This window comes from Streptomyces sp. NPDC043996, assembly GCF_056435225.1.
This window is the reverse complement of sequence record NZ_JBWKEY010000002.1, coordinates 347,041-367,779: the sequence shown is the minus strand read 5'-3', so window position 1 is coordinate 367,779 and position 20,739 is coordinate 347,041. Positions and strand designations below refer to the sequence as shown.

The window sequence follows — 20,739 nt, the reverse complement described above, 5'->3', positions numbered from 1 at the left end:
GTCGCAGCCGTGACCAGCCTGTTCGAGGGATTCCACCTGGGCGGACTCGCCCTGCCGAACCGCGTCGTGATGGCGCCCATGACCCGGGCGCGCGTGGCCGCGGACGGGCTGCCGACCGCGGCCACGGCCGCCTACTACGCGCAGCGCGCCACCGCCGGACTGATCGTCAGCGAAGGGGTGCAGCCGAACGCGGTCGGCCAGTCCAACCCCTTCACCCCCGGCCTGCACACCGCCGAACAGGTCGCCGCCTGGCGGCCTGTGACCTCCGCCGTGCACGCCAACGGCGGACGCCTGTTCGCCCAGCTCATGCACGCGGGGCGGGTGGGGCACCGCGAGGTCGCGGGCCACCACCCCGTGGGCCCGTCGGCGGTCGCGCTGCGGGACGAGGTGTTCACGGGACCCAAGGGCCGGCTGCCCGCGCCCGTGCCGCGCGCCCTGTCGCTCCGGGAGGTCGCGGGCGAGGTCACGGTGTTCGCGGACGCGGCACGCCGCGCCGTGGCCGCCGGGTTCGACGGCGTCGAACTGCACGGCGCCAACGGCTACTTGATCCAGCAGTTCCTCTCCTCGAACGCCAACCTCCGCACCGACGCGTACGGCGGCTCGATCTCCGGCCGCGTCCGCTTCGCCGTCGAGGCCGCGGAGGCCGCGGCCGACGCGATCGGCGCCGAGCGCGTCGGCATCCGCCTCTCACCCGGCGGGCAGGTCTGGGACATCGTCGAGGAGGACGTCCCCGAGCTGTACGCCGCCCTGTTCGACGCGCTGGCACCGCTCGGCCTGGCCTATGTCCACGTCCTGGTCACCGCCCCCGAGGACGTCCTGATCACCCTGCGCAAGAGCTGGCCCACCGCGTTCATCGTCAACCCTGGCGGGCAGATCTCCCCTCAGGAGGGCACCCGGGCCCAGGGCGAGCACTGGCTCGCCCAGGGCGCCGACCTGGTCAGCTACGGCCGCGCCTACCTGGCCAACCCGGACCTCGTCGAACGCTTCCGCGCGGACCTGCCGCTGCGCGCCACGCACCGGGAGACGTGGTTCGAGGGCGGCGACACCGGCTACCTCGACTACCCGTCGTACCAGTACGAGCGGTAGCGGCGGCCGTGCGGCCGCGCGGTCGTTCAGACGCGCGGCCGCACATGCAGGCCGAGCCCGCTCGTCCCCGGTGCCTCGACGCCCGGGAGCAGCCGCATGTCGTGGTCGTAGTCGCCGCCGGTGAGCGGGCGGAAGGGCACGGGCTCGTCGGTGAACAGCGCGTCCAGACGGCGGCCGTACGCCAGCTTGGCCGCCTCGAACCGCTCCTCGGACAGCTCGTTGGAGTCGTACATCGCGAACGGTTCGAGCGGGGCCATGCCGGTGAACCAGAACAGGCCGTGCTGCACGGGGTACAGGACGTCCTCAAGGGGCCCGTGGATGCCCCGGTCCGAGAACGACGACGCGCGGGCGCCCGCCGTCACGGACAGCAGCGCGCGCCGCCCCGGCAGGGCGCCCTCGCTGTAGGGCGGCGGCACCTTCGGGCCGTAGCCGAACCCGGCGGTGAACACCCGCTCGATCCAGCCCTTGAGGATCGCGGGGACGCCGAACCACCACAGCGGGAACTGCAGGATCACCGCGTCCGACCAGCGCACCTTCTCCTGCTCCGCCGCGATGTCCGGGGCCAGGCGGTTCGCCAGGGTGGCCCGCTCGGAGGCGGCCATGACGTGCAGCCGCTCCTGAGGGTCGTGCCCGGGGAAGTCGTCGGCGTCGACCGTCGCCTTCCACTTCATCGCGTACAGGTCGGACACCCGCACCTCGTGGCCCGCCGCGCGCAGGTGCTCCACCGCGAAGGAGGTGAGGGAGGAGTTCAGGGAGCCGGACTCCGGGTGGGCGCTGACGATGAGGATCTTGCGGGGCTGCTGTGCAGTGGTCGCGTTCATGGCACCACGCTCTCCCGGGCGGTCCGGGGCAGCCAGCACCCTGTTCAACCAGTGGATCGGTGATCCTGGTACTGGCAGGGCCACGCATACTGGAGTCCATGAACGGGGTGGACACCAGCGAGCGCACGGCGGGCGGCACGGACAGCACCGACGGCACGGACAGCACGGACAGCGACGGGCAGGGCGGGCGGATCGGGGGTGCCGCGGCGCCCGGTGACCACCATCGGGCGCTCGGCGGTTTCCTGCGCGCCCGCCGTGCGCGCGTCGCGCCGGAGCACGTGGGGATCGCGGGCGGGCGACGGCGTCGGGTGCGCGGACTGCGCCGTGAGGAGCTGGCCCAGCTCGCGGGGATCAGCGTGGACTACTACGTACGTCTCGAACAGGGCCGTGCCACGCAGCCGTCCCCCGAGGTGCTCGACGCGCTCGCCCGCGCCCTCGGCCTCGACGCCGCCGAGCGCGTCCACCTCACCACGCTGGCCGACGCCCGGCGCGGCCCCGCGCCCCGGGCGCAGGCCAGCCCGCTGCTGCGGCGGCTCCTTGACTCCCTCACGGGCTTCCCCGCCTTCGCGACCAACCCCCGCCTGGACGTGGTCGCCTGGAACGAGCTGGGCGGGGAACTCCTCGGCGGCCTCGGCGAGGCGGGCCGCAGGGACCCGAACAACGCGAGGTTCCTGTTCCTCGACCCCGCCTCCCGCGACGTCTTCCCCGAGTGGGAGCCGCGGGCCGCGGAGGCCGTGGGCCAGCTGAGGGTGGCGGCGGGGCGGTACCCCGACGACACGGAGCTGGCCGCGCTCATCGCCGAACTGGCCGCCCGCAGCGCCGACTTCCAGCGGATCTGGGACAGCGGCGAGGTCGTGATGTGCGTGGCGGGCCGCAAGCGCCTGCGCCACCCCGAGGCCGGGCTGCTCGAGCTGGACTTCGAGCCGCTGAACGTGCCGTCGGGGCCCGGCGAGACGGGCCTGGTGGTGCATGTGTTCAGCGCGGCGGAGGGCACCGGCGACGCGGCCGCGCTGGCCCGGCTCGCCGCCGCCGGGTCCCGGGCGTCCGGCTGAGCGGCGGCCCCGCGCGCCACGGCCGCGAAAACCCGCCTCGTACGGCCGAATCCTGACCTTCCGCACCGGCCGCCCGAGGGTGCAGGGTGGTCCCCGGCAGTCGCCATCACCAAATGCCCGCGCTTTGGTCACATCTGCTTCACATCGTGCCATGGTCCGGAAACCGAGCCACGCCCCTGGCCCGGCGACCGGCGACCGGCGCGGGCACCGAGTCATCCCGTTTCCTCTACCCGCTCCCTGAGCGAGAGACGAGATCGCCGATGTCCCGTACGAGGTTGATGCCCGGCACAAGACTCAAGGCGCTGGCATGCGCCCTGGGAGCCGCCACCCTGCTGGCGGCAGGCACAGTCAGCGCCTCGGCGGGCGACCGCCAGACGCCGCCCGAGATGGGCATCCAGTTCCACCCCGACGGCGACGCCGGACAGTGCGCGGGTCCGCAGGCGCAGTGGACGCCCGCGCCGGACTGGACGTCGCCGATCCGCTTCGACACCGACAGCCGCCCGGGCGGCTGTCAGCTGTCCTTCGGCGTCCACGACCCGTCCAACGCCCTCGCGGGCCTGTCCGCGAGCTACTCCTGGCAGGCGGCCCCCGGCGCCGACGCGGGCCAGTGCGGCAACCAGGGCACGTACGCCCTGCCCATCACCCAGTTCCGTGCCACGGGCCCGAACGTGCGGGTCGACACCGACGGCCGCGCCGGCTGGTGCAACCTCACCTTCAACCTGTCCGGGCGCACGGACATCGCCCTCGACGTGCAGTACTGGGCCGACGGCGACGGCGGTCAGTGCCCGGGCCACCTGCCGCGCGGCCAGTACCGCTCGGCCACCGCGGGCAACCCCGTGACCGTCAGCATCGACGCCGACAACCGCCCCGGCGGCTGCCAGCTCGAACTGCGCGTGCGCAAGATCGGCTGGAAGGCCCCGAGCCCCCGCTGAGTCCTGAGGGCGCGCTGAAGCCCTCGCGTGTGCGCTGACTTCCCCGCGTGCGCGCCAGTGCCACGCGAGCGGCCATGAAGGACGCGTCCGGCGCCTGGGCCGGACGCGTCCCGGGGCGCGCCCGCGCACGTCAGCCGGGCGGCGTGCTCCGCCTCCCGGCCTCCAACTCGTCCCCGATCGGGTGAGGTTACGCACCGCGACCGCCGCGCTGCGATATCCCTTGCGGCGGCAATACCGCCCCCCACCTCCCCGAAAGGCCCTCCATGCGCGTCCGTCTCGCCCTCGGTGCCGCCGCGAACACCCTGCTTCTCGCCGGGCTCGCCGCCGCCACCCCCGCCCACGCGGGCCCGGCCGACGACCTGACCGTGGACAGCACCGGCACGGTCGCCGCCGACGGCACCCTCACCCTCACCGGCACCTACCGCTGTCTGCCCGACGGCAGCCCCGGCCCGGTGTTCGTCAGCAGCACCCTCGTGCAGGGCGACGAGTCCACCGGCATCGGCGGCACCGTCGCGCGCTGCGACGGCATGACGCACGAGTGGACCAACACCAGCAGCGGCACCGGCTCCCACCACAAGCCGGGCCCGGCCACGGTGCGGGCCCACCTGATGAAGCTGTCGACGAAGTCGGGCCTGCCCATGCCGCAGCCGCTCGCCCACGAGGAGGCGGACGTCGAACTGCGCTGACGCCCGGCGGACGTCACACCTCCGGCCCCGGCCGCGTGCGCGCGCCGGGGCCGCGGCTCATCCCCGGCGCGGTGACCAGGGCCGGGCTGAAGGCGTCCACCGCCGTCGGGCCGTCGACCCACACGAACCCCCGCCCCTGAACGCGCGCGGCACGGCAGTCGCTCGGCTCGCCGTGCCGCGCGCGGTCAGGGGCGCCAGTACAGGGCCGGGTCGGGGTGGTCGGTGAAGCCGAGGGCGCGGTAGAGGGGTTCGCCGTCGGGGGAGGCGTGCAGGTCGACGCGGGCGACCTCGCGGGCGCGGAACCAGTCGAGCAGGCCGTGCATGACCGCGCGGCTGTGGCCGCGCCGCCGGTGCGCGGGGTCGGTGACCACGCCGATGACCAGGCCGACGCGGCCGTTGCTCAGGTGCGGTCCTGGCAGCCGCTGCTCGACGGTGCCGATGCCGCAGGCGGCCAGCGTGCCGTCGCCGTCGCCGCTGTCCACCACGAGGATCCGCACGGCGTCCGACGTCAGCTGCTCCTTGAGGACGGTGGCGAGCGCGTCCCGCCAGCCGCCGTCCCCCGACGAGGGGGTGAAGAACTCGCCGCCGAGCGTCTCGAACAGCAGCGCCCGCAGGCGCACGAGTTCCGCGACGTCGTCGGCCACCGCTGCTCTGATACGCGACATGTAATGACCCTAGATAGTCACCAACGCTTACGGCAAGGGGGGTTGGCGTGCTGGCGCGACCGCGCGTTCAGCCGAGGAACTCCGCCACGGCCGCGACGAACCGCTCGGGGTCGTCGAGCCAGGGGTGATGTCCGGCGCCGGGCTGCACCACGAGCTCCGCCTTCGGGAACAGCGCGGCCACCTCCACCATCGCGGGCGGAGGGGAGTTGAGGTCGACCTCCCCGGCGAGGATGAGCACCGGCGCGGCGAAGCGGTCGAGGGCCGCGCGGGTGCCCCTCGGGTCGAAGGCGCCCTCCGCGCCGAACGCGCGCACGACCTCCGGGTTCTTCTGCTCCGCGTCCGCCGCCTGCAGGGCCCGCGCCGCGGCGTCCCAGCGGCCGTGGAAGAACGGCGCCACGCGCTGCCACGCCTCGTCCGACATCCGGCCCGCCGTGATCGCCTCCAGGGCCGCGTACGCCTCCGGGAACCAGGGCTCGGCGGCGCGCAGCCGGGCCGTGCGCAGCCGCACCTCCTGGCTGACGTCGATGCCGAGGCCGAGCACGCTCGGCGTGATCAGCGCGAGCGCGGCGACGCGTTCCGGGTGGGCGCTCACGTACCGCGTCGCCACGTTCGATCCGGCGCAGTGCGCGAGCAGGTCGACGGTCTCCAGGCCCAGGTGGGCGCGCAAGGCCTCCACGTCGTCGACGAGCCGGTCGCAGCGGCAGGAGCCGAGGTCGTCGGGCACCGCGGACCGACCGCTGCCGCGCAGGTCAAGCATGATCAGCCGCCGGTGCGCGGACAGGCCGCCGAGTTCACCGAGGTAGGCGGAGGCGCGCATGGGCCCGCCGGGCAGACAGATCAGCGGGGGACCGTCACCGAACTCGTGGTACGCGATCTCGGTGCCGTAAGGGGCGGAGTACGTGGGCATGGCCGTGACCTTCTCAGGAGGACCTGGCCCGGGCAACTGGATTGAGCGGGGGCCGCCTGGCCACGGGGTGTGCCCTTCATGCCGCCGGTGACGCCCGCTCTTTCTAGTACGTACGTACAGATATACCCAGAGCGTGGAGGGTTATGCCCGTATTGCGCACCTAAAGTACGTGCGGTACGGTACAGATGTACAAGAAGCCCTCACTGAAAGGTCCGTCATGAAGATCGCCGTACTCGGTACCGGCGGCGGTGCCCGTGAGCACACCGCCAAGCTCGTCGCGCTCGGTCACGAGGTGTACGTCGGCACCCGCGACCCCGAGGCCACGCTGGCCCGCACCGAACCCGACGTGATGGGCAACGCTCCCTATAAGGAGTGGCTCGCCGACCACCCGGGTGTCACACTCCTGTCCTTCGGCGACGCCGCGGCCGCCGCCGACGACCTGGTCATCAACGGCATCGACGGGCACAACGCCGTCGCCGCCCTCACCGCCATCGCGGACCGGCTGCGCGGCAAGACCCTCGTCGACTACGCGGTGCCGTTCGTCTACCAGCACGAGACCGAGCACCCCTGGCCCACGCCGTGGGGCGTCATGCCCAAGCTCGACCCCTGCGACACCGACAGCCTCGGCGAGCGCATCCAGCGCGCCCTGCCCGACACGAAGGTCGTCAAGAGCTTCGTCACCCAGGAACAGGCCACCGTCGTCAACCCCAAGGCCATCGGCGGCGGCGACCACACCATGTTCGTCGCGTCCGACCACGACGACGCCAAGCGGGCCGTCACCGACCTGCTCACCGCCTACGGCTGGACCGACGTCCTCGACCTCGGCCCGCTCGTCTGCGCGCGCGGCATGGAGATGTACGCCCACATGCACTCCGCGATCAGCTTCGGCCTCGGCCAGGAGTTCGGCGGTCACTTCGGCGTCAAGGTCGTGCGCTGAGCGCGCCGCGCCCCGGGAGCCCGGCATGACCACCCTGCCCCACGTCACCGCTGCCGAGCGGCGCGCGCGCCTGGTCCGGCGGCACCTGCTCACCGCCGCCGCCCGTGCCGCGTCCGCCCAGAACGTCGCCGAGGCCCTGGTCGGCCTGCACGCTACGGACCCGGCGACGGTGTTCCTCTCGGCGGCGGCCCGCATGCGGGCGCCCACCGTCGCCGCCATCGACGCCGCGCTCTACGACACCGCACCCGGCGACGGCGCCCACCCGGACCTCGCGCGCGTGCGGTGTATGCGCCGCACCCTGTTCGTCGTCCCGGCCGCGCTGGCCCCGGCCGCCTGGGCCGCGACCGCCAAGGCCACCGACCCGCACCGCGCCGACGCCCTCGCGAAGCTGCGCGACACCCTCGGCTGGGACGAGCGGCGCCGCGCCGCCGTGGAGCGCGCGACGCTGGCCGCCCTGGCGGCGCGCGGCGAGGCCTCCGCCGCCGAACTGGCCGCCGACGTCCCCGACTTGCGCGAGCAGTTCGTCACCAACCCCGGCAAGCCGTACGCCGCGCGGCAGCGCGCCGCCTCTCCGGTGCTCGGCCTGCTCGCCGCCGAAGGGCGCGTCCGGCGCGGGCGGCCGACCGGCTCCTGGACCTCCGCGCAGTTCCGCTGGGCCCCGGCGCGGCCGCTGCCGCCGGTGCCCGTCGCCGAGGCGCGCGCCGAACTGGCCCGCCACTATCTGCGCGCCTTCGGCCCCGTCACCGTCGACGACCTGAAGTGGTGGACGGGCTGGACCGTCACCGCGACGCGCGCCGCCATCGCCGCGACCGGGGCCCAGGCCGTCGAGACGGACGAGGGGACCGGCCATGTGCTCCCCGACGACGTGGACACCCCCGCCGAGCCGGAGCCGGAAGCGGTCCTCCTGCCCGGCCTCGACCCGACCCCCATGGGCTGGCGCCACCGCGACTGGTACGTCGACCCCGGGCACACCCGCGAACTCTTCGACCGCAACGGCAACATCGGCCCCACCGTCTGGTGGCGGGGCCGCGTCATCGGCGCCTGGACCCAGCGGCCGGACGGCGCCGTCAGCCACCGGCTACTCGTCGACGCCGGGAGCGAGGCGCGCGCGGCCGTCGAGGCCGCCGTCGGCCGCGTCACCGCCTTCCTCGGCGACGCCCGCGTCACGCCCTGCTACCGCACCCCGCTCGAACGCCGCCTCCACAGCGGGAATGACGCGGGGAGCCGCTGACCGGGGCCCGGATCGAGCCCCCGTACCGCACCGGGCGCGCGGCATACAATGCGCGCCAGTGCGCGTTTGCCGCGGCGGACCGCGCGATCCGTACCGAACGTGGAGATCCATGGCAGCCGAGACCCGAACGCCCCGCACCCAATGGGTCCAGGCGGGCCTGCGGGCGCTGGCCGCGGGCGGCCCGGACGCCGTCCGCGTCGAAGCGCTCGCCAAGTCGCTCGGCGTCACCAAGGGCGGCTTCTACGGCTACTTCGCCGACCGCAAGGCCCTGGTGGCGGAGATGCTCGACACCTGGGAGCGCGAGTGCGTCGACGACCTGCTCGCCCGCGTGGAGCGCGAGGGCGGCGAGGCCGAGGCGCGGATGCGCAGGGCGGGCGCCCTCGCCTCCAGCGAGCGGCTGCTCTCCGTCGACCTCGCCGTTCGCGACTGGGCCCGCCGCGACCGGTCGGTCGCCGACCGGCTACGGCGCGTCGACAACCGGCGCATGGAGTACCTGCGTTCGCTGTTCCGCGAGCGGTACGACGACGAGCGCGAGATCGAGGCCCGCTGCATGCTGGCCTTCTCGCTCCTTGTCGGCAACCACTTCCTGGCCGCCGACCACGGCGGCCTCACCCGCGAAGAGGTGTACGAGCTCGCGGTCCAGCTGATCAGGACCTGACCCGGAGCCCGCCCTCGCGGCGGGCCCGGGCCGCGCTCAGCCCGCCGCGCGAGCCGTGCCCGGCTCCCGCCACCGCTTCGCGTACTCCCGCATCAGGACCGGATACACGAACAGGTGCCGGAACGGCGCGATGGCCATCATGTAGGCCCGGCCGAGCGGCCCGTTGGCCTTGACCAGGACGGCCATCTGCCCCCGGTAGCCGCCCTTCCCGTCCGGCACCCAGCCGAGGTGCATCACCGCGTGCACGGTCCGGTTGCCCATCTCGGCCGCGAACTCGTCCTCCAGCTGGTACAGCGGCGTGAACGGAGAGGCGTGGAGCTCCAAGGACGACGGCGACTCCCGCAGGTCCTTGGGCAGCCGGTCGAGCAGGCTGCCCGTGCGGGACCCGATCCCGGCGTCCGGCTTGTCCCAGCCGAGCAGGGCGCCGAGCTTCCAGCGGACGGCGAACAGGACCCGCGCGATGGGGGAGTCGAGGGTGGGCTGGCCGTCCGGCAGGGCGATGTCAAGGAGGCGGGGGAAGTCGTCCGCGCCGCCCGGTGTGGGCAGCGCCCACACGTCCTGCACACGGAAGTCGGGCGTCAGCTCATGAATCCGCCAACCGCGGGACGTGTGCGCGCTGTTCGGAACCTTCATCGTGGCGAACCCCCATCTATACGGGTGCGTATAGATGGAAGCTAGCACAGGGCAACCCACCGGGCTCCCCGGGGGGTACCGCCCTCGCGAGGCCGTCTCGCGCCCCGGAACACCCCTGCGGAGCGCGGCAGTTAGCCTCGCGACATGAAGTGGAACGACGAGCGGCTCCTCACCTGTGAGGTGGACGCCTGCTACGGCCTCGTCCCGGACTCCGGCCCCCCGCCCGCCGTGCGCGACCCGACCGTCCTGGCCGTCTGGGCCTGGTCACCGGCGGCACGGCTCCTCGCGTACGGCCCCGGCGCGCCGCGCCGGGAGCCTCACGACCTCGACAGGCAGCCGTATGAGCCGGGCCGCCGCCCCGAGGCGCTGACCCGGCTCGCCGCCTCGCTCGGCGACGGCACGGCGTCCGTGGAGGGCGGACCGTGCTGGGTCTTCCCGCCGGAGCCGACCGCGCCGGAACCGGCCGCCGGGCTTCCCCTCCTGGTGTCCGGCGCCGAGGGGCGGCGCGCGGCGCGGCACCTGCTCCGGCCCGCCAACTGGCAGCCCGGAGAGTGGGGCGAACTCATCGAAGGGCGCCTGGGGGAGTGGGCCATGGCGGTGCACGGCCGGGAACCCGTGTCGATCTGCCACACCCCGGCGGCGACCGGAACCGCCGCCGAAGCGGGCATCTGGACGCGCCCCGACTTCCGTGGGCGGGGCCTCGCGCCCGCCTGCGTGGCGGCGTGGTCCCGCTGCGAGGGCCAGCTCAAGGACGTGCTCTTCTACAGCACGACCGCCGACAACCACGCCTCCCGCGCGGTGGCCCGCCGCCTTGGGCTCAGGCCGCTGGGCTGGATCTGGACCGTGCGCTGAGCACGGCCCCCGGGGAGCGCCGTCCCGCGTGCGCGAGGTTGTCCGGTACTGGTCCGTCGTGGCGTCTTGCCCGTCTTGTGGGTGATGGACGCCGTGGGGCACCGGCAGGACAGTGAGGCGTTGTCCACAACGCGACATCTCGACCGAGAGGGGAGCAGCGTGAGCGGCAGTCAGACGAGCGAGCCCGCGCCCCGGGTGGCCGCGGCCGCCCAGGACGAAGCGGCGGGCCCGGGCGCGGCCCAGCTCGAAGCCCTGGCCGTCGGCGAGGACGAGGCCGCCGGGGCCGGTGCGCGCGGCGCGGCGCCCGCGGTGCTCGAAGCCGCGGACGACGAATCGGCGTGACCGCGACGGGCCGGACGGACCGGACGGGTCAGTGAGGCCGGTCGGGCCGGGCGGAGAGCGCGAGGGGCGGATCGAGGGAACGGCGCGCGGCAGGGCCAGAGGGAACGGGTCACAGCGACGAGCGGAGGATAGATGAGCACAGTGATCCGGCGCGTGTTCAACGGCAGGGGGCGCGGCAGCTTCGTGCAGCCCATCAACTCGCCTGTCGCCTTCAAAGGCAGCACCATCGTCGCGTCCATCACGGAGGTCGACGGCAACGGCGACGCGTTCGTCGGGGCCGCCCGCATGACCGTGCACAACGTGGCGCCGAGGGACGGCCAGTACGTCATCTGGGTCAACATCGAGTGGTCGGATCCGCTGAATTACCGGATCAACGTGCTGGTCAGCAACGACTGAACCAGCCGCGGCCCCGCCGCTCGGAATCCGAGGGGGCGGGGCCGCGGCGCGGGGGCCGGTACGGCGGTGGAGCTAGAGGCGGGTGTCCTCGACGACCGGGACCGCCGGTGCCGTCGAGCCGGTCCGGGCGCCGCCCGAGTCCGCCGAGCGCGGCGCGCGCGATGACGGCTTGGTGGCCGCCGCGGGCTTGGCACCGCAGAACGCGGGCTCAAGGGTGTTCATCAGGCCCTGCGTCACGGAGCTGTTGTTCGAGGCGTTGGCGAAGACCACGACCGAGCGCTTGCCGTCGCGGGTGACGAAGGACTGGGTCTGGTAGCCCTGGACGATGCCGCCGTGCCCGTAGACCTTGCCGCAGGACAGCTCGATCTCCCGCAGGCCGAGGCCGTAGCTGACCTTCGCGGTGGGCGTCGGCTGCACGCTCGTCATCTGGCGCAGCGACTCGTCGGAGACCAGCGGGCCGGAGCTGCCCGCGACCAGGGCGCTGAGGAAGCGGTCCATGTCGGCGGCGGAGGAGATGACAGCGCCCGCGCTCCACACCCAGGAGCCGTTCTGCCGGGTGGAGTCGAGGAGCGGCTTGGTGCGGTCGTCATTGGTCAGATAGCCCGTGACGTGCCTGCCCCTGATGGCCTTGTCCGGCACCACGAAGGACGTCTCGCGCAGCTTCAGCGGCTTGATGATCTGCTCGCGCAGCACCTGTGCGTACGGCCGGCCCGTCACGTGCTCGATGGCCATGCCAAGGAGCACGTAGTTGGTGTTCGAGTACGCGTACCGGGTGCCCGGGGTGCTCTGCTGGCCGTGCTTGACCGACAGCGCGACCAGGTCGGCGGGCGCGTAGACGGTGTCGCGGATGCGCTTCTCGAAGGCGCTTGTGGTCTCCTCGCCCGGCTGCTCGAGGAGGTCGTTGGTGTGGTCGAAGATGCCGGACCGGTGCTGCATCACCTGGCGCGTGGTCATGTTCCAGTCGGCGGGCAGGGTGCCCGCCGGGAGGTACTCGCGCACCGGCTTGTCCAGGTCGATGCTGCCCTTCTCGGCGAGGCGCAGCACCAGGGCGGCCGTGAACATCTTGGAGTTGCTGCCGACCCGGACGCGCCACCCGGCGTTCATCGGCCTGCCGTCGAGGTCGGCCTTGCCGACGGCGACGGTCCCGTCCTGGCCGGATCCGTCGTGGTTGCGGACCACCGCGTACGCGCCGGGCGCGCCCGCGCCGACCGTGCGCTCCAGAGCGGCACGGACCCCCGCGGTGTCCGGCACCGGAGCCCCTGACGGCGCGTCGGTCGTCGCGTGGGCCGTGCCCACCACCCCCGTACCAAGGACCACACTGCTCACGACCACCGCCGTCACCCGCGCGAACCCAGTTCTCACCATGTGTACTTCCCCCAGCCTGTCTGCGCCTCGAAGTGGTCGGGGCCCGGCGCGGGCCCCATATGAGCGAGATCGTATAGGGCGAACCGGAATGCTCCGGGGCGCCGGTGGAAACCGGGAGCGCGCGTCGGTGCCAGGCGGTCGGGTGCCGCTGCATCAACCCCGGCGAAGGCCGACGCAGTACCCCACTGGCGTTCGAACGCGCCCCAACCACGCAGGTCACACCGGGCTGCGCAGCGGGCTCCGCCGGGGCCGCGCGGGGCCGCCCCGCCGAGGCCGGGCCGGGACTGCATCAACGCCCGCGCGCGCTCGCCGCCGGTGCCACGATGCTGCCCGACAGGCGCCCACCGGAGCCTGGTTGACCGTGTTCCAAGGACGTGCCGCGGCGCGGAGGCCCGGCACCCCGAGACCCTGAGGAAGTTCATGCAAGAGTCGCGTCGACGTCTGCCCTGCGTGGTGCCGAGGCCCTTCGCCGGGCCCGGCGCCGAACAGACCGTCATCGTCATCGTGGTGCTGTTCCTCGGCTCCGCCCTGGCGCTCGCCGGGCTGCCCGCCGTCGTCATCGCCGAAGTCCTCACGGCGGCGGGCCTCATCGGCGCCCACCTGGCGCGGCGCGCGCCGCTCGCGCCGGACATCCGGTGACGGGGGACGGACGTGGGACGCCCGGAGCGACCGGTGAGCACCGCCAACCCGGGCCTGGAGAAGCTGGCGCGGTGGCTGCGCGCCCAGCGCCGGGCCGCGGGCCTGACCCACCGCGAGCTGGCCAGGCGCTCCGCCTACGCCTTCTCCGACACCACCTACTCCCGGGCCACCACCGGCACCCGCGTCCCGCGCCTGCCGGTGGTGGAGGCCTACGCCCGGGCCTGCGGCGCCTCCGAACGGTACGCGCGCGGACTGTGGCGGGCCGCGCGCTACGCCGAGCACCGGCAGCGCGATCCGCGCGCGGGCGTGCCGCGGCCCGACCGCGTGTACGACCGCGACGCCCTGATCCACGCCCTGCAGCAGCTCTACTACAAGGCCGGGGCGATGCCGATGGACGAGATGGAGCGGCGCGCCGGTGCCCACGGGGAACTCCCGCACAGCACGGTGCAGCGCATGCTGGCGGGCAAGTCCATGCTCGACCTGGACCAGCTCTTCGCCTTCCTGCGCGTGTGCGACGTGACCGGCGGCGAATGGGAACAGTGGCGGCTCGCCTGGCACCGCGCCTGGCGCCGCCGCGCGGTCGAACGCGAGGCCGCCCGCCTCGCGCGGGCCCTGCGCCGGTCCGCGCACCGCCGCCCCCACCCGCGCGAACGGGCCCGCCCTTCGCCCGGCGACGCCCGCCGCCTCCCTCCGGTCGCCCTGGCCATGCCCCTCTTCCGGCACCCGGCCGACGGCGGTGGGCGCCCGCGTGTGCCGTGGCGGCGGTGAGCCGCGGAATTCGTGTACGATCAGGGCGTAACTTCGGTGCACGGCACGGAAGTCACGCGTCTGTGGTCCAAGGAAAGACGCCCATCATCCGATGGGAAATGTAGGTGCAAGGCCTGCCGGGCGCTCCATTCACGAAGGCCCCCTCCACCCGAGGGGGCCTTCGTCGTCCCGCCGTTCCGTCATCCCGCCAGTCGTCGTCAGCGCCCTGGAGCGCCCGGGGCGCGCTCCGTCAGGAGCTGGGCCAGACCGTCCGCGAACGCGGTGATCCGGTCCAGGAACGGGCCGCCGCGCGCGGCCTGGAAGCCGTGCCTGCGGGCCCAGAACGCGGCCTGTACGGCGTGCAGCTGCGCCCAGCGCCGTACGCGCACGCGGTCAAGCTCCGCGGCTTCGGCGAAGACGTCCACCACGCGCTGCACCGCCTTGGGGAGGTCGTCGGCGTCCAGGAGCGTCAGCGCACGGGACTTGAGGAGGGTGCCGCCGTCGTAGGCGGGGTCTCCCGCGTAGCCCTTGGGGTCGACGGCGAGCCACGGCTCACGGTCCGCGCGCAGGACGTTCCCGGGGTGGAGGTCGCCGTGGATGAGGGTGTCCGGCTGGGTGGCGCCCAGCTCGCGGACCGTCGCGACGGCCGCGTCGAGCACGTACGAAGGCAGCGCGTGCCGCAGTTCCCGGGCGTCCGCGCGCAGTTCCTCCTCCCAGGCGCCGCTGCGCTCCCGCAGCCGGGGGAGTCCGGGCGGGGCGGGCACGGCCAGGCGGCGGCTGAGGCGCCCGGCGACCGCCACCACCTCGTCGCCGTCCTCGACCCGGTCCAGGGCCGTGGTCCGGGCCCGCTCCAGGAGCATCGCGAACCGGGCGTCGTCGCGCTCGTAAAGGCGGACCGCGCCGCGCCCGCCCCACGCCGCGAACGCGTCCGGCTCATGGACGTTGCCGGGGTGCGGGAACGACACCTTCAGGACGGCGGCGCCCCCGGCCCGCCGCCGCACCGGCACGACGACACCCACGTTGCCGTGCGTGACGGGCCCGTCGGGCACGCACCCCCAGCCGTCGAGGAGTTCGTCCACGATGCCCGGCAGCGCGGCGATCCAGGCCGCTCCGGGCTCTCCCTCGCGTTCGACGGTGCCCCGCGCGAACTCCTGTGGCATCGCGATCATCCCGGCACCCTACGCGCCGCCCCGCGCGCGTCACCAGGCGCACGCCCCAAGGACGAGGCGGGGAGCGGCGAGGGACGGGTGGGGCCGAAGCGAAACCTGATGCCTGATTCCTCCGTCCTCCCTGCTGAGAGCCATCGAGTTGACGGGAAGACAGCACATGAGACCGAAGCGCATCGTCGGCGGCACGGCCGCCGTCGCCGGGGCCCTGAGCCTGCTCGCCGTGGGGATGCCCGCGACGGCGCAGGCGGCGGCCAGCGGCAGCGCCACCGCGGCCCCGGCGGCCGGACCGCGCTGGGGCGAGTGCCCCGCGGGGACGGAGGCGCCGCGCGGCACCTACTGCTCCACCCTCAAGGTGCCGCTTGACTACAAGAAGCCGGACGGCCGCCAGATCAAGCTGACGCTGTCCATCGCGGGCGCGGGCAACGCCCCGCGCACCCTCGTGGTCAACCCGGGCGGCCCCGGCGAATCCGGCATCGGCGTCGCCAAGATGGTGTGGAGTGCGCTGCCCGAGAAGGTCACGCGGAAGTACAACGTCGTCAGCTTCGACCCGCGCGGCGTCGGCGCGAGCACCCCGGTCTCCTGCGGCGACACCGGCAAGCTCACCCAGCACCCCGCCCTGCCGTACAGGCCCAAGAACGCGTCCCAGGAGAAGAAGCGGCTGACCGTCGCCCGCAAGGTCGCCGAGCAGTGCCACAAGCACTCCCGCGACCTGCTGCCGCACATGACCACCGAGAACGCCGCCCGGGACATGGACCGCATCCGGGCCGCGCTCGGCAAGTCCAAGCTCGACTACCTCGGTTACTCCTACGGCACCCGCCTCGGCGCCACCTACGCGACCCTCTTCCCGAAGCGCACCGGCCGGATGGTCCTGGACAGCGTGATGGACCCGACGGCGAGCTCCTACACGGCCCAGTTCCAGCAGAACACCGCGCTGCAGCACCGGGCCGAGCAGTTCTTCTCCTGGACCGCCAAGCACGACCGCACCTACCGCCTCGGCACCAGCCGCAAGAAGGTCGCCGCCGCCTGGGAGGCGACCCGAAAGAAGCTGACCGCCCGCCCGGCCGGCGGCCGGGCCGGGAGCGCCGAACTTGACGACCTGCTGGCCTCCGCCATGTACACCGACCTGATGTGGGGCGAGCTCGCGCGGGCGGTGTCCGACTACCGGCGCGGAGACTCCGGCGCGCTGCTCTCGGCCACCGACCAGCTCGCCTTCGGCGGTGTCAACCCGGCCATGCTCGCCTACTCGTGCGTGGACGACCCCTGGCCCCGGGACTGGAAGACCTGGCGCGCGGACACACGCGCCTCGGCCCGCAAGGCGCCGCTGTTCGCCTGGCCGAACACCTGGTACAGCGCCCCGTGCGCGTCCTGGAAGGCCAAGCCCACCACCCCGGTGAAGATCGGCTCCGTGGACGTGCCGCCCCCGCTGCTGCTCCAGGCCAAGGACGACGCGGCGACGCCGCTGGCGGGCGCGCGCCGGATGCACGCGGCCCTGAAGGGCTCGCGCCTGGTCGTCGCGGGCGGCGGCAACCACGGCCAGTTCCTGTTCGACGCCAACTCCTGCGTCGACAAGCACGGCGTCCGCTATCTCCTGACCGGCGAGCTGCCGACGCGCGACACCACGTGCCCGGCGACGCCCGCCCCGACGCCCTGACCCCACGGTCCACGCGACCACGACCGGAGGCGGCCCCCGTGGGCCGCCTCCGGTCCGTCGCCCCGGCGCTCAGCTCTTGCCGATCGCCCGCAGCGAAGGCCCGAGGTGCCGCAGCCTCGGCACGAGCAGCGCGGCCGCGAGCGCCAGATAGACGTACGTCAGGACGATCCGCGCGCTCTCGGCGGGCAGCAGGAACTGGGCCACGAACAGGGCGAAGAGACCGGCCGCCTCCCACCGCCTGAAGCGCAGGTCAAGGAGGATGACGACGGCGAGCACGGTCTGCGCCGCGGTCAGCGCCACCTCGTCCACCTGCCGCTCGACGAGCGGCATCCCGAAGCCGCCGCCCCCGGCGAGATACGCGACGGGCAGCAGGCCCACGAGCAGCGTCCACTGGTTGACCTTGCTGGACAGCAGCGCCCCGAGGCCGTCATCGGCCCGCAGCCGCCAGGCGAAGACGACGGCGACGATCAGCTCGGGCGCCTCGGTGGCGAGCGGGGCGACCCACTGCACGAGCACGAACCGGTCGACGCCGAGCGCACCGCCCGCGGAGATCAGCGAGGTGGCGAACGGCTCGGCCGCCGCGAAGATGACCGCGGCCGCGCCCGCGAAGAGCGCCACCGTCGTCCACCGGCGCCGCCGCCGGGGCAGCCCGGCCAGGCGCGCGGGCACGCCCGTGAACTCCTCGTCCTCGTCGGGGCCCGACCGCGCGACCCGCCACAGGTAGAAGCCGTACCAGGGGATGATCAGGAGCGGCACGTACCAGGCGATCTGCCGCGTCAGCGGGATCACGAAGGCGAACACCGCGGCCACGGCCAGGAATCCGATGTCGACGCGGCGGTGCGCGGCGAGCGTGACGTCCGGGGCGGGCGGCTGTGCCGTACGGGTCCGGGCCCGGCGGGCGGCCAGATAGCCCGCGAGGGCGACGAGCGGCCAGCCCACGCCGATCAGGAGCCGGTTGGCGCCGGTCATGTTCGCCGACGCGTACGCCGCGTTCGCCGGGTCGGAGCCGCCGGTGTAGGCGAAGTACAGGTCCACGGCGTACTCCGGCAGGACCGCGATGAACGCCAGCAGCGCCAGGGCGAGCGTCCCCGCGATGTCGGCGCGCGCGGTCTCCGCGGCCCACATCAGGAGCACGGCGGCGGCCAGCACGCCGAGGCCGTAGACCAGCATGCCGGGGACCGCCCCGACCTCGGCGCCGCTCAGGCGCAGGGCGACGGCGGGGGCCGCCGCGAGCGCCGCGAGCAGGACGCGGCCGCGCACGGCCGACGAGGTGGGGGCCGTCGGGGGCGGCGCGGGCGAGGGGGCGAAGGACGTGGTCATGGTGGACTCCGTGGACGCGGCGAGGGGAGCGGCAGGGCCGGGTCGTACGACGGTGTACGCGGCGCGTGGGGGACCGGGGGACCCGCGTTCCCGCCAGGGGTTTCACCCGCCGCGGCCCGGTCCCGCCACCCCTCCACACTCCCCGGGCGCAGGCCCGGAGCACGAGGTATGTTCGGGCTCAGCCATGGTCAGAAACGGACATTCCGCGGCGGCGCCGATCAGTGACATCGGCTACCGCAATCCGCACTGCCCCGCCCTCGGCGTCGACGTGCGGACGCATCCGGACGTCCGCGCGGAGCAGCCGGGGTCCGGCGGCGGGCCGCAGCGCCTCGACTTCCATCTGCTGGTCCTGGTCACGCACGGCCACGGCACCCACATGATCGACTTCATCGGTCATGACTGCCGCCCCGGGACGCTGCTGTGGATCCGCCCCGGCCAGGTGCACGCCTACGCCCGTGAGCCGGAGCTGCGGGCCCGGCTCGTCCTGTTCACGCCCGACTTCCCGCCGCCGCTGCGCGTCCAGGCGCTGCTCGACGACCCCTTCGCCCCCGCGCACTGGCGGACCGAGGGACCGGACCTGGCGCACCTGGACCGGCTCACCGGCCTTCTCGCCGCGGCCCACGACGTCCACGAGCGGGACCCGGGGGCCCTCGCCACCGACCTGCTGCGCCACACCCTGGCCGCGCTGCTGCTGCGGATCGCGCTGCTCCCCGAGCCGGAGGGAGAGGCCGCGCCGACCGGCCCCGGCGAGCTGTTCACCCGCTTCCGCGCCGCCCTGGAACGCGACTTCGCCACCGAGCGCTCCGTGGCCGCCTACGCCGCCCGGCTCGCCACCACCCCCAAGACCCTCACCCGGGCCTGTCTGGCCGCGACCGGGCGGCCCGCGAAGGCCGTCGTCGACGCCCGGGTGGTCCTGGAGGCCAGGCGGCTCCTGGTCCACACCGACCTGAGCGCCGCCGCCGTCGGCCGCCGCCTCGGCTTCAGCGAGGCGGCGAACTTCGGGAAGTTCTTCCTGCGGCGGACGGGGCGCACACCGGGGGAGTTCCGCGAGGCGCTGTGATCCGGGCGGCCGTTGGCCGCCTCAGTGGTCGACGGTGACGACTATCTTGCCGACCTGCGTGCCCGCCTCCAGGTAGCGGTGCGCCTCGGCGATCTCGTCGAGGCGGAACGTGCGGTCCACCGTCGGCACGAAGGCGCCGGTGCGCAGGCCGGAGGCGACGAACGCCTCGCCGCGGCGCAGGCCCTGGGGGTCCCGCGTCAGCTCGTGGAGCGTGTAGGTGCGCAGGTTCAGGGCGGGCATGCCGAGGTCGAAGCCGGGGTAGGGGGTCACCTCGCCGCTCAGCGCCCCGTACAGGAAGAGCGTGCCGCCGGGGGCGACGACCCGGGCGAGGTCCACCACGCCGGGTCCTGCGACGGCGTCGAAGACGAACTCCGCGCCCCGGCCGCCGGTCAGGGCGCGGACCCGCGCCACGACGTCCTCCTCGTCCGTGACGATGACGGCGGCCGCCCCCGCCGCGAGCAGCGCCTCCTTCTTCGCGGGGCCGCGCGTGGTGGCGATGGGCACCGCCCCGACGCGGCGGGCCAGCTGGATCGCGGCGAGGCCCACGCTGCTGGAGGCGGCGGTCAGGACGACGGTGTCACCGGCGCGCAGGCCGCCGACCTCCACCAGCGCTCCGTACGCCGTCAGATACGGCATCCACACCGCGGCCCCGCCGACCGCGTCGAGCCCGGCGGGGCGGCGCACGACCGCCGCCGCGGGGACGAGCGCGCGCTCGGCGTAGACGCCGTAGTCGTTCATCGAGAAGGCGGGCACCACGCTGACCGCGTCCCCCGCCCCGAACCCCGTCACTCCGGCGCCGAGCGCCTCGACCACGCCCGCGGCCTCCGTGCCGAGGCGCGCCGGGAACTCCTTGACCGCCTCGATGTAGTGACCGCCGCGGAACAGCGCCTCCGCGCGGTTGAGGCCGATCGCGTCCACCCGGATCAGGAGTTCGCCCGGGCCGGGCTCGGCGAGCGGGGCGTCCTCCAGGCGCAGCACGTCCGGACCTCCGAGCTCATGGAACCGCACCGTCTTGACCATCACGCAACGCCCTTTCCGCTTCCGCCCGTTCGCTGGGTGGCGGCGCCGTCGCCGGGGCGCCGCCGTGGCTCACTGAAGCCTAAAGTACGACCGGTGTCAAACTTTGATGGGTGTCGTAGTTTGATGGGCGTAGTATTTGATCGCGGCCGCGCTGCGGCGCGATGGAGTGGGTGGAACCGGCGGAAGGACGGCGGACGATGGCCGCACGAGGGACGGCGCGCAAGAGCGAGCGCGAGCGGGTGCCGCCGCACCCCGATCCGCGGACCATCAGCCTCCAGCAGGTCCTGGACGCGCTCGTCGACCCCGTGCGCCGACGCGTCGTGCGTGAGCTGTACGTCGCCGCCGACGCCCTCGCGTGCGGCGCGATCGACCTGCCGGTCAGCAAGTCCACGGCCACGCACCACTTCCACGTGCTGCGCGAGGCCGGGCTCATCCGCCAGTACTACGTCGGCACCTCCCGCATGAACGCGCTGCGCCGCGACGAGTGCGAGGAGGCCTTCCCCGGCCTGCTGGCCGCCGTGGTCGGCCGGGACGAGTGAGCCCGCGCGCCTCGTCCTGACCCCCCGAACG

At 74.2% G+C, this 20,739-nt stretch carries 23 protein-coding genes; 15 read left to right on the top strand and 8 right to left on the bottom strand.

Annotation, left to right across the window (positions count from 1 at the left end; all coding sequences use genetic code 11):
* Nucleotides 1–9: 9 nt before the first annotated feature.
* Nucleotides 10–1,086, top strand: a complete 1,077-nt coding sequence (locus AC07A4_RS06060) for an oxidoreductase (protein ID WP_478593603.1) — start codon at nt 10–12, stop codon at nt 1,084–1,086.
* A 26-nt stretch (nt 1,087–1,112) separates the two neighbouring features.
* On the opposite strand, the gene AC07A4_RS06055 is transcribed toward AC07A4_RS06060, so the two are convergent.
* Nucleotides 1,113–1,907, bottom strand: a complete 795-nt coding sequence (locus tag AC07A4_RS06055) for an NAD(P)H-dependent oxidoreductase (RefSeq protein WP_478593601.1) — start codon at nt 1,905–1,907, stop codon at nt 1,113–1,115.
* A gap of 98 nt (nt 1,908–2,005) precedes the next feature.
* Here AC07A4_RS06055 and AC07A4_RS06050 point away from each other — a divergent pair, with 98 nt between their 5' ends.
* From AC07A4_RS06050 to AC07A4_RS06040, 3 genes are all read left to right on the top strand, one after another.
* Complete coding sequence (locus AC07A4_RS06050) at nt 2,006–2,959, top strand: helix-turn-helix domain-containing protein (protein WP_478593598.1); 954 nt, start codon at nt 2,006–2,008, stop codon at nt 2,957–2,959.
* 278 nt (nt 2,960–3,237) lie between these two features.
* Nucleotides 3,238–3,891, top strand: coding sequence for a hypothetical protein (locus tag AC07A4_RS06045; RefSeq protein ID WP_478593595.1), 654 nt, complete (start codon nt 3,238–3,240; stop codon nt 3,889–3,891).
* Between the two features lie 263 nt (nt 3,892–4,154).
* On the top strand, nt 4,155–4,577 hold the full coding sequence (locus AC07A4_RS06040) for a DUF6299 family protein (protein WP_478593593.1): 423 nt from the start codon (nt 4,155–4,157) through the stop codon (nt 4,575–4,577).
* Between the two features lie 185 nt (nt 4,578–4,762).
* Here the strand turns inward: AC07A4_RS06040 and AC07A4_RS06035 are convergent, their stop codons facing one another.
* Both AC07A4_RS06035 and AC07A4_RS06030 read right to left on the bottom strand, forming a co-directional pair.
* The gene (locus AC07A4_RS06035; protein ID WP_478593590.1) at nt 4,763–5,242 is read right to left on the bottom strand and encodes a GNAT family N-acetyltransferase; all 480 of its coding nucleotides are present in this window, start codon (nt 5,240–5,242) and stop codon (nt 4,763–4,765) included.
* Between the two features lie 67 nt (nt 5,243–5,309).
* Nucleotides 5,310–6,149 carry an alpha/beta fold hydrolase gene (locus tag AC07A4_RS06030; protein WP_478593587.1) on the bottom strand — a complete coding sequence of 280 codons (840 nt, stop codon included), beginning with the start codon at nt 6,147–6,149 and terminating at the stop codon, nt 5,310–5,312.
* A gap of 217 nt (nt 6,150–6,366) precedes the next feature.
* On the opposite strand from AC07A4_RS06030, the gene AC07A4_RS06025 reads away from it, so the two are divergent.
* From AC07A4_RS06025 to AC07A4_RS06015, 3 genes are all read left to right on the top strand, one after another.
* Nucleotides 6,367–7,086, top strand: a complete 720-nt coding sequence (locus AC07A4_RS06025) for an NADPH-dependent F420 reductase (protein ID WP_478593584.1) — start codon at nt 6,367–6,369, stop codon at nt 7,084–7,086.
* Between the two features lie 25 nt (nt 7,087–7,111).
* Complete coding sequence (locus AC07A4_RS06020; RefSeq protein WP_478593581.1) at nt 7,112–8,317, top strand: winged helix DNA-binding domain-containing protein; 1,206 nt, start codon at nt 7,112–7,114, stop codon at nt 8,315–8,317.
* 109 nt (nt 8,318–8,426) lie between these two features.
* A complete protein-coding gene (locus AC07A4_RS06015) occupies nt 8,427–8,975 on the top strand; it encodes a TetR/AcrR family transcriptional regulator (RefSeq protein WP_478593578.1) in 549 nt (182 codons plus the stop codon).
* A 36-nt stretch (nt 8,976–9,011) separates the two neighbouring features.
* Here AC07A4_RS06015 and AC07A4_RS06010 read toward each other — a convergent pair whose 3' ends face one another.
* Nucleotides 9,012–9,608: a DUF2867 domain-containing protein gene (locus AC07A4_RS06010; RefSeq protein WP_478593576.1), complete on the bottom strand. Its 597-nt coding sequence runs from the start codon at nt 9,606–9,608 to the stop codon at nt 9,012–9,014.
* 144 nt (nt 9,609–9,752) lie between these two features.
* Between AC07A4_RS06010 and AC07A4_RS06005 the strand changes: the two genes are divergently transcribed.
* The 3 genes from AC07A4_RS06005 to AC07A4_RS05995 all read left to right on the top strand — a co-directional run bounded on the left by AC07A4_RS06005 (nt 9,753) and on the right by AC07A4_RS05995 (nt 11,198).
* The gene (locus tag AC07A4_RS06005) at nt 9,753–10,460 is read left to right on the top strand and encodes a GNAT family N-acetyltransferase (protein ID WP_478593573.1); all 708 of its coding nucleotides are present in this window, start codon (nt 9,753–9,755) and stop codon (nt 10,458–10,460) included.
* 159 nt (nt 10,461–10,619) lie between these two features.
* Entirely contained in the window at nt 10,620–10,802 is a 183-nt protein-coding gene (locus tag AC07A4_RS06000; protein WP_478593571.1) for a hypothetical protein, read from the top strand.
* Nucleotides 10,803–10,934: 132 nt separating this feature from the next.
* Nucleotides 10,935–11,198 (top strand): hypothetical protein, encoded by a 264-nt coding sequence (locus AC07A4_RS05995; protein WP_478593568.1) that lies wholly within the window; start codon nt 10,935–10,937, stop codon nt 11,196–11,198.
* A 72-nt stretch (nt 11,199–11,270) separates the two neighbouring features.
* Here the strand turns inward: AC07A4_RS05995 and AC07A4_RS05990 are convergent, their stop codons facing one another.
* The gene (locus AC07A4_RS05990; protein ID WP_478593566.1) at nt 11,271–12,563 is read right to left on the bottom strand and encodes a serine hydrolase domain-containing protein; all 1,293 of its coding nucleotides are present in this window, start codon (nt 12,561–12,563) and stop codon (nt 11,271–11,273) included.
* Nucleotides 12,564–12,983: 420 nt separating this feature from the next.
* On the opposite strand from AC07A4_RS05990, the gene AC07A4_RS05985 reads away from it, so the two are divergent.
* Both AC07A4_RS05985 and AC07A4_RS05980 read left to right on the top strand, forming a co-directional pair.
* Entirely contained in the window at nt 12,984–13,202 is a 219-nt protein-coding gene (locus tag AC07A4_RS05985; protein WP_478593563.1) for a hypothetical protein, read from the top strand.
* A 33-nt stretch (nt 13,203–13,235) separates the two neighbouring features.
* On the top strand, nt 13,236–13,970 hold the full coding sequence (locus AC07A4_RS05980) for a helix-turn-helix domain-containing protein (protein WP_478593560.1): 735 nt from the start codon (nt 13,236–13,238) through the stop codon (nt 13,968–13,970).
* A 197-nt stretch (nt 13,971–14,167) separates the two neighbouring features.
* Here the strand turns inward: AC07A4_RS05980 and AC07A4_RS05975 are convergent, their stop codons facing one another.
* Nucleotides 14,168–15,118 carry an aminoglycoside phosphotransferase family protein gene (locus AC07A4_RS05975; RefSeq protein ID WP_478593558.1) on the bottom strand — a complete coding sequence of 317 codons (951 nt, stop codon included), beginning with the start codon at nt 15,116–15,118 and terminating at the stop codon, nt 14,168–14,170.
* A gap of 157 nt (nt 15,119–15,275) precedes the next feature.
* Here AC07A4_RS05975 and AC07A4_RS05970 point away from each other — a divergent pair, with 157 nt between their 5' ends.
* Entirely contained in the window at nt 15,276–16,769 is a 1,494-nt protein-coding gene (locus AC07A4_RS05970; protein WP_478593555.1) for an alpha/beta hydrolase, read from the top strand.
* 69 nt (nt 16,770–16,838) lie between these two features.
* Here the strand turns inward: AC07A4_RS05970 and AC07A4_RS05965 are convergent, their stop codons facing one another.
* A complete protein-coding gene (locus tag AC07A4_RS05965) occupies nt 16,839–18,089 on the bottom strand; it encodes a hypothetical protein (RefSeq protein ID WP_478593552.1) in 1,251 nt (416 codons plus the stop codon).
* Between the two features lie 184 nt (nt 18,090–18,273).
* On the opposite strand from AC07A4_RS05965, the gene AC07A4_RS05960 reads away from it, so the two are divergent.
* Nucleotides 18,274–19,149 carry a helix-turn-helix domain-containing protein gene (locus AC07A4_RS05960; RefSeq protein ID WP_478593549.1) on the top strand — a complete coding sequence of 292 codons (876 nt, stop codon included), beginning with the start codon at nt 18,274–18,276 and terminating at the stop codon, nt 19,147–19,149.
* Between the two features lie 21 nt (nt 19,150–19,170).
* Here AC07A4_RS05960 and AC07A4_RS05955 read toward each other — a convergent pair whose 3' ends face one another.
* A complete protein-coding gene (locus AC07A4_RS05955; protein WP_478594365.1) occupies nt 19,171–20,169 on the bottom strand; it encodes a zinc-dependent alcohol dehydrogenase family protein in 999 nt (332 codons plus the stop codon).
* 197 nt (nt 20,170–20,366) lie between these two features.
* Between AC07A4_RS05955 and AC07A4_RS05950 the strand changes: the two genes are divergently transcribed.
* A complete protein-coding gene (locus AC07A4_RS05950; RefSeq protein ID WP_478593546.1) occupies nt 20,367–20,708 on the top strand; it encodes a helix-turn-helix domain-containing protein in 342 nt (113 codons plus the stop codon).
* Nucleotides 20,709–20,739: the final 31 nt, after the last annotated feature.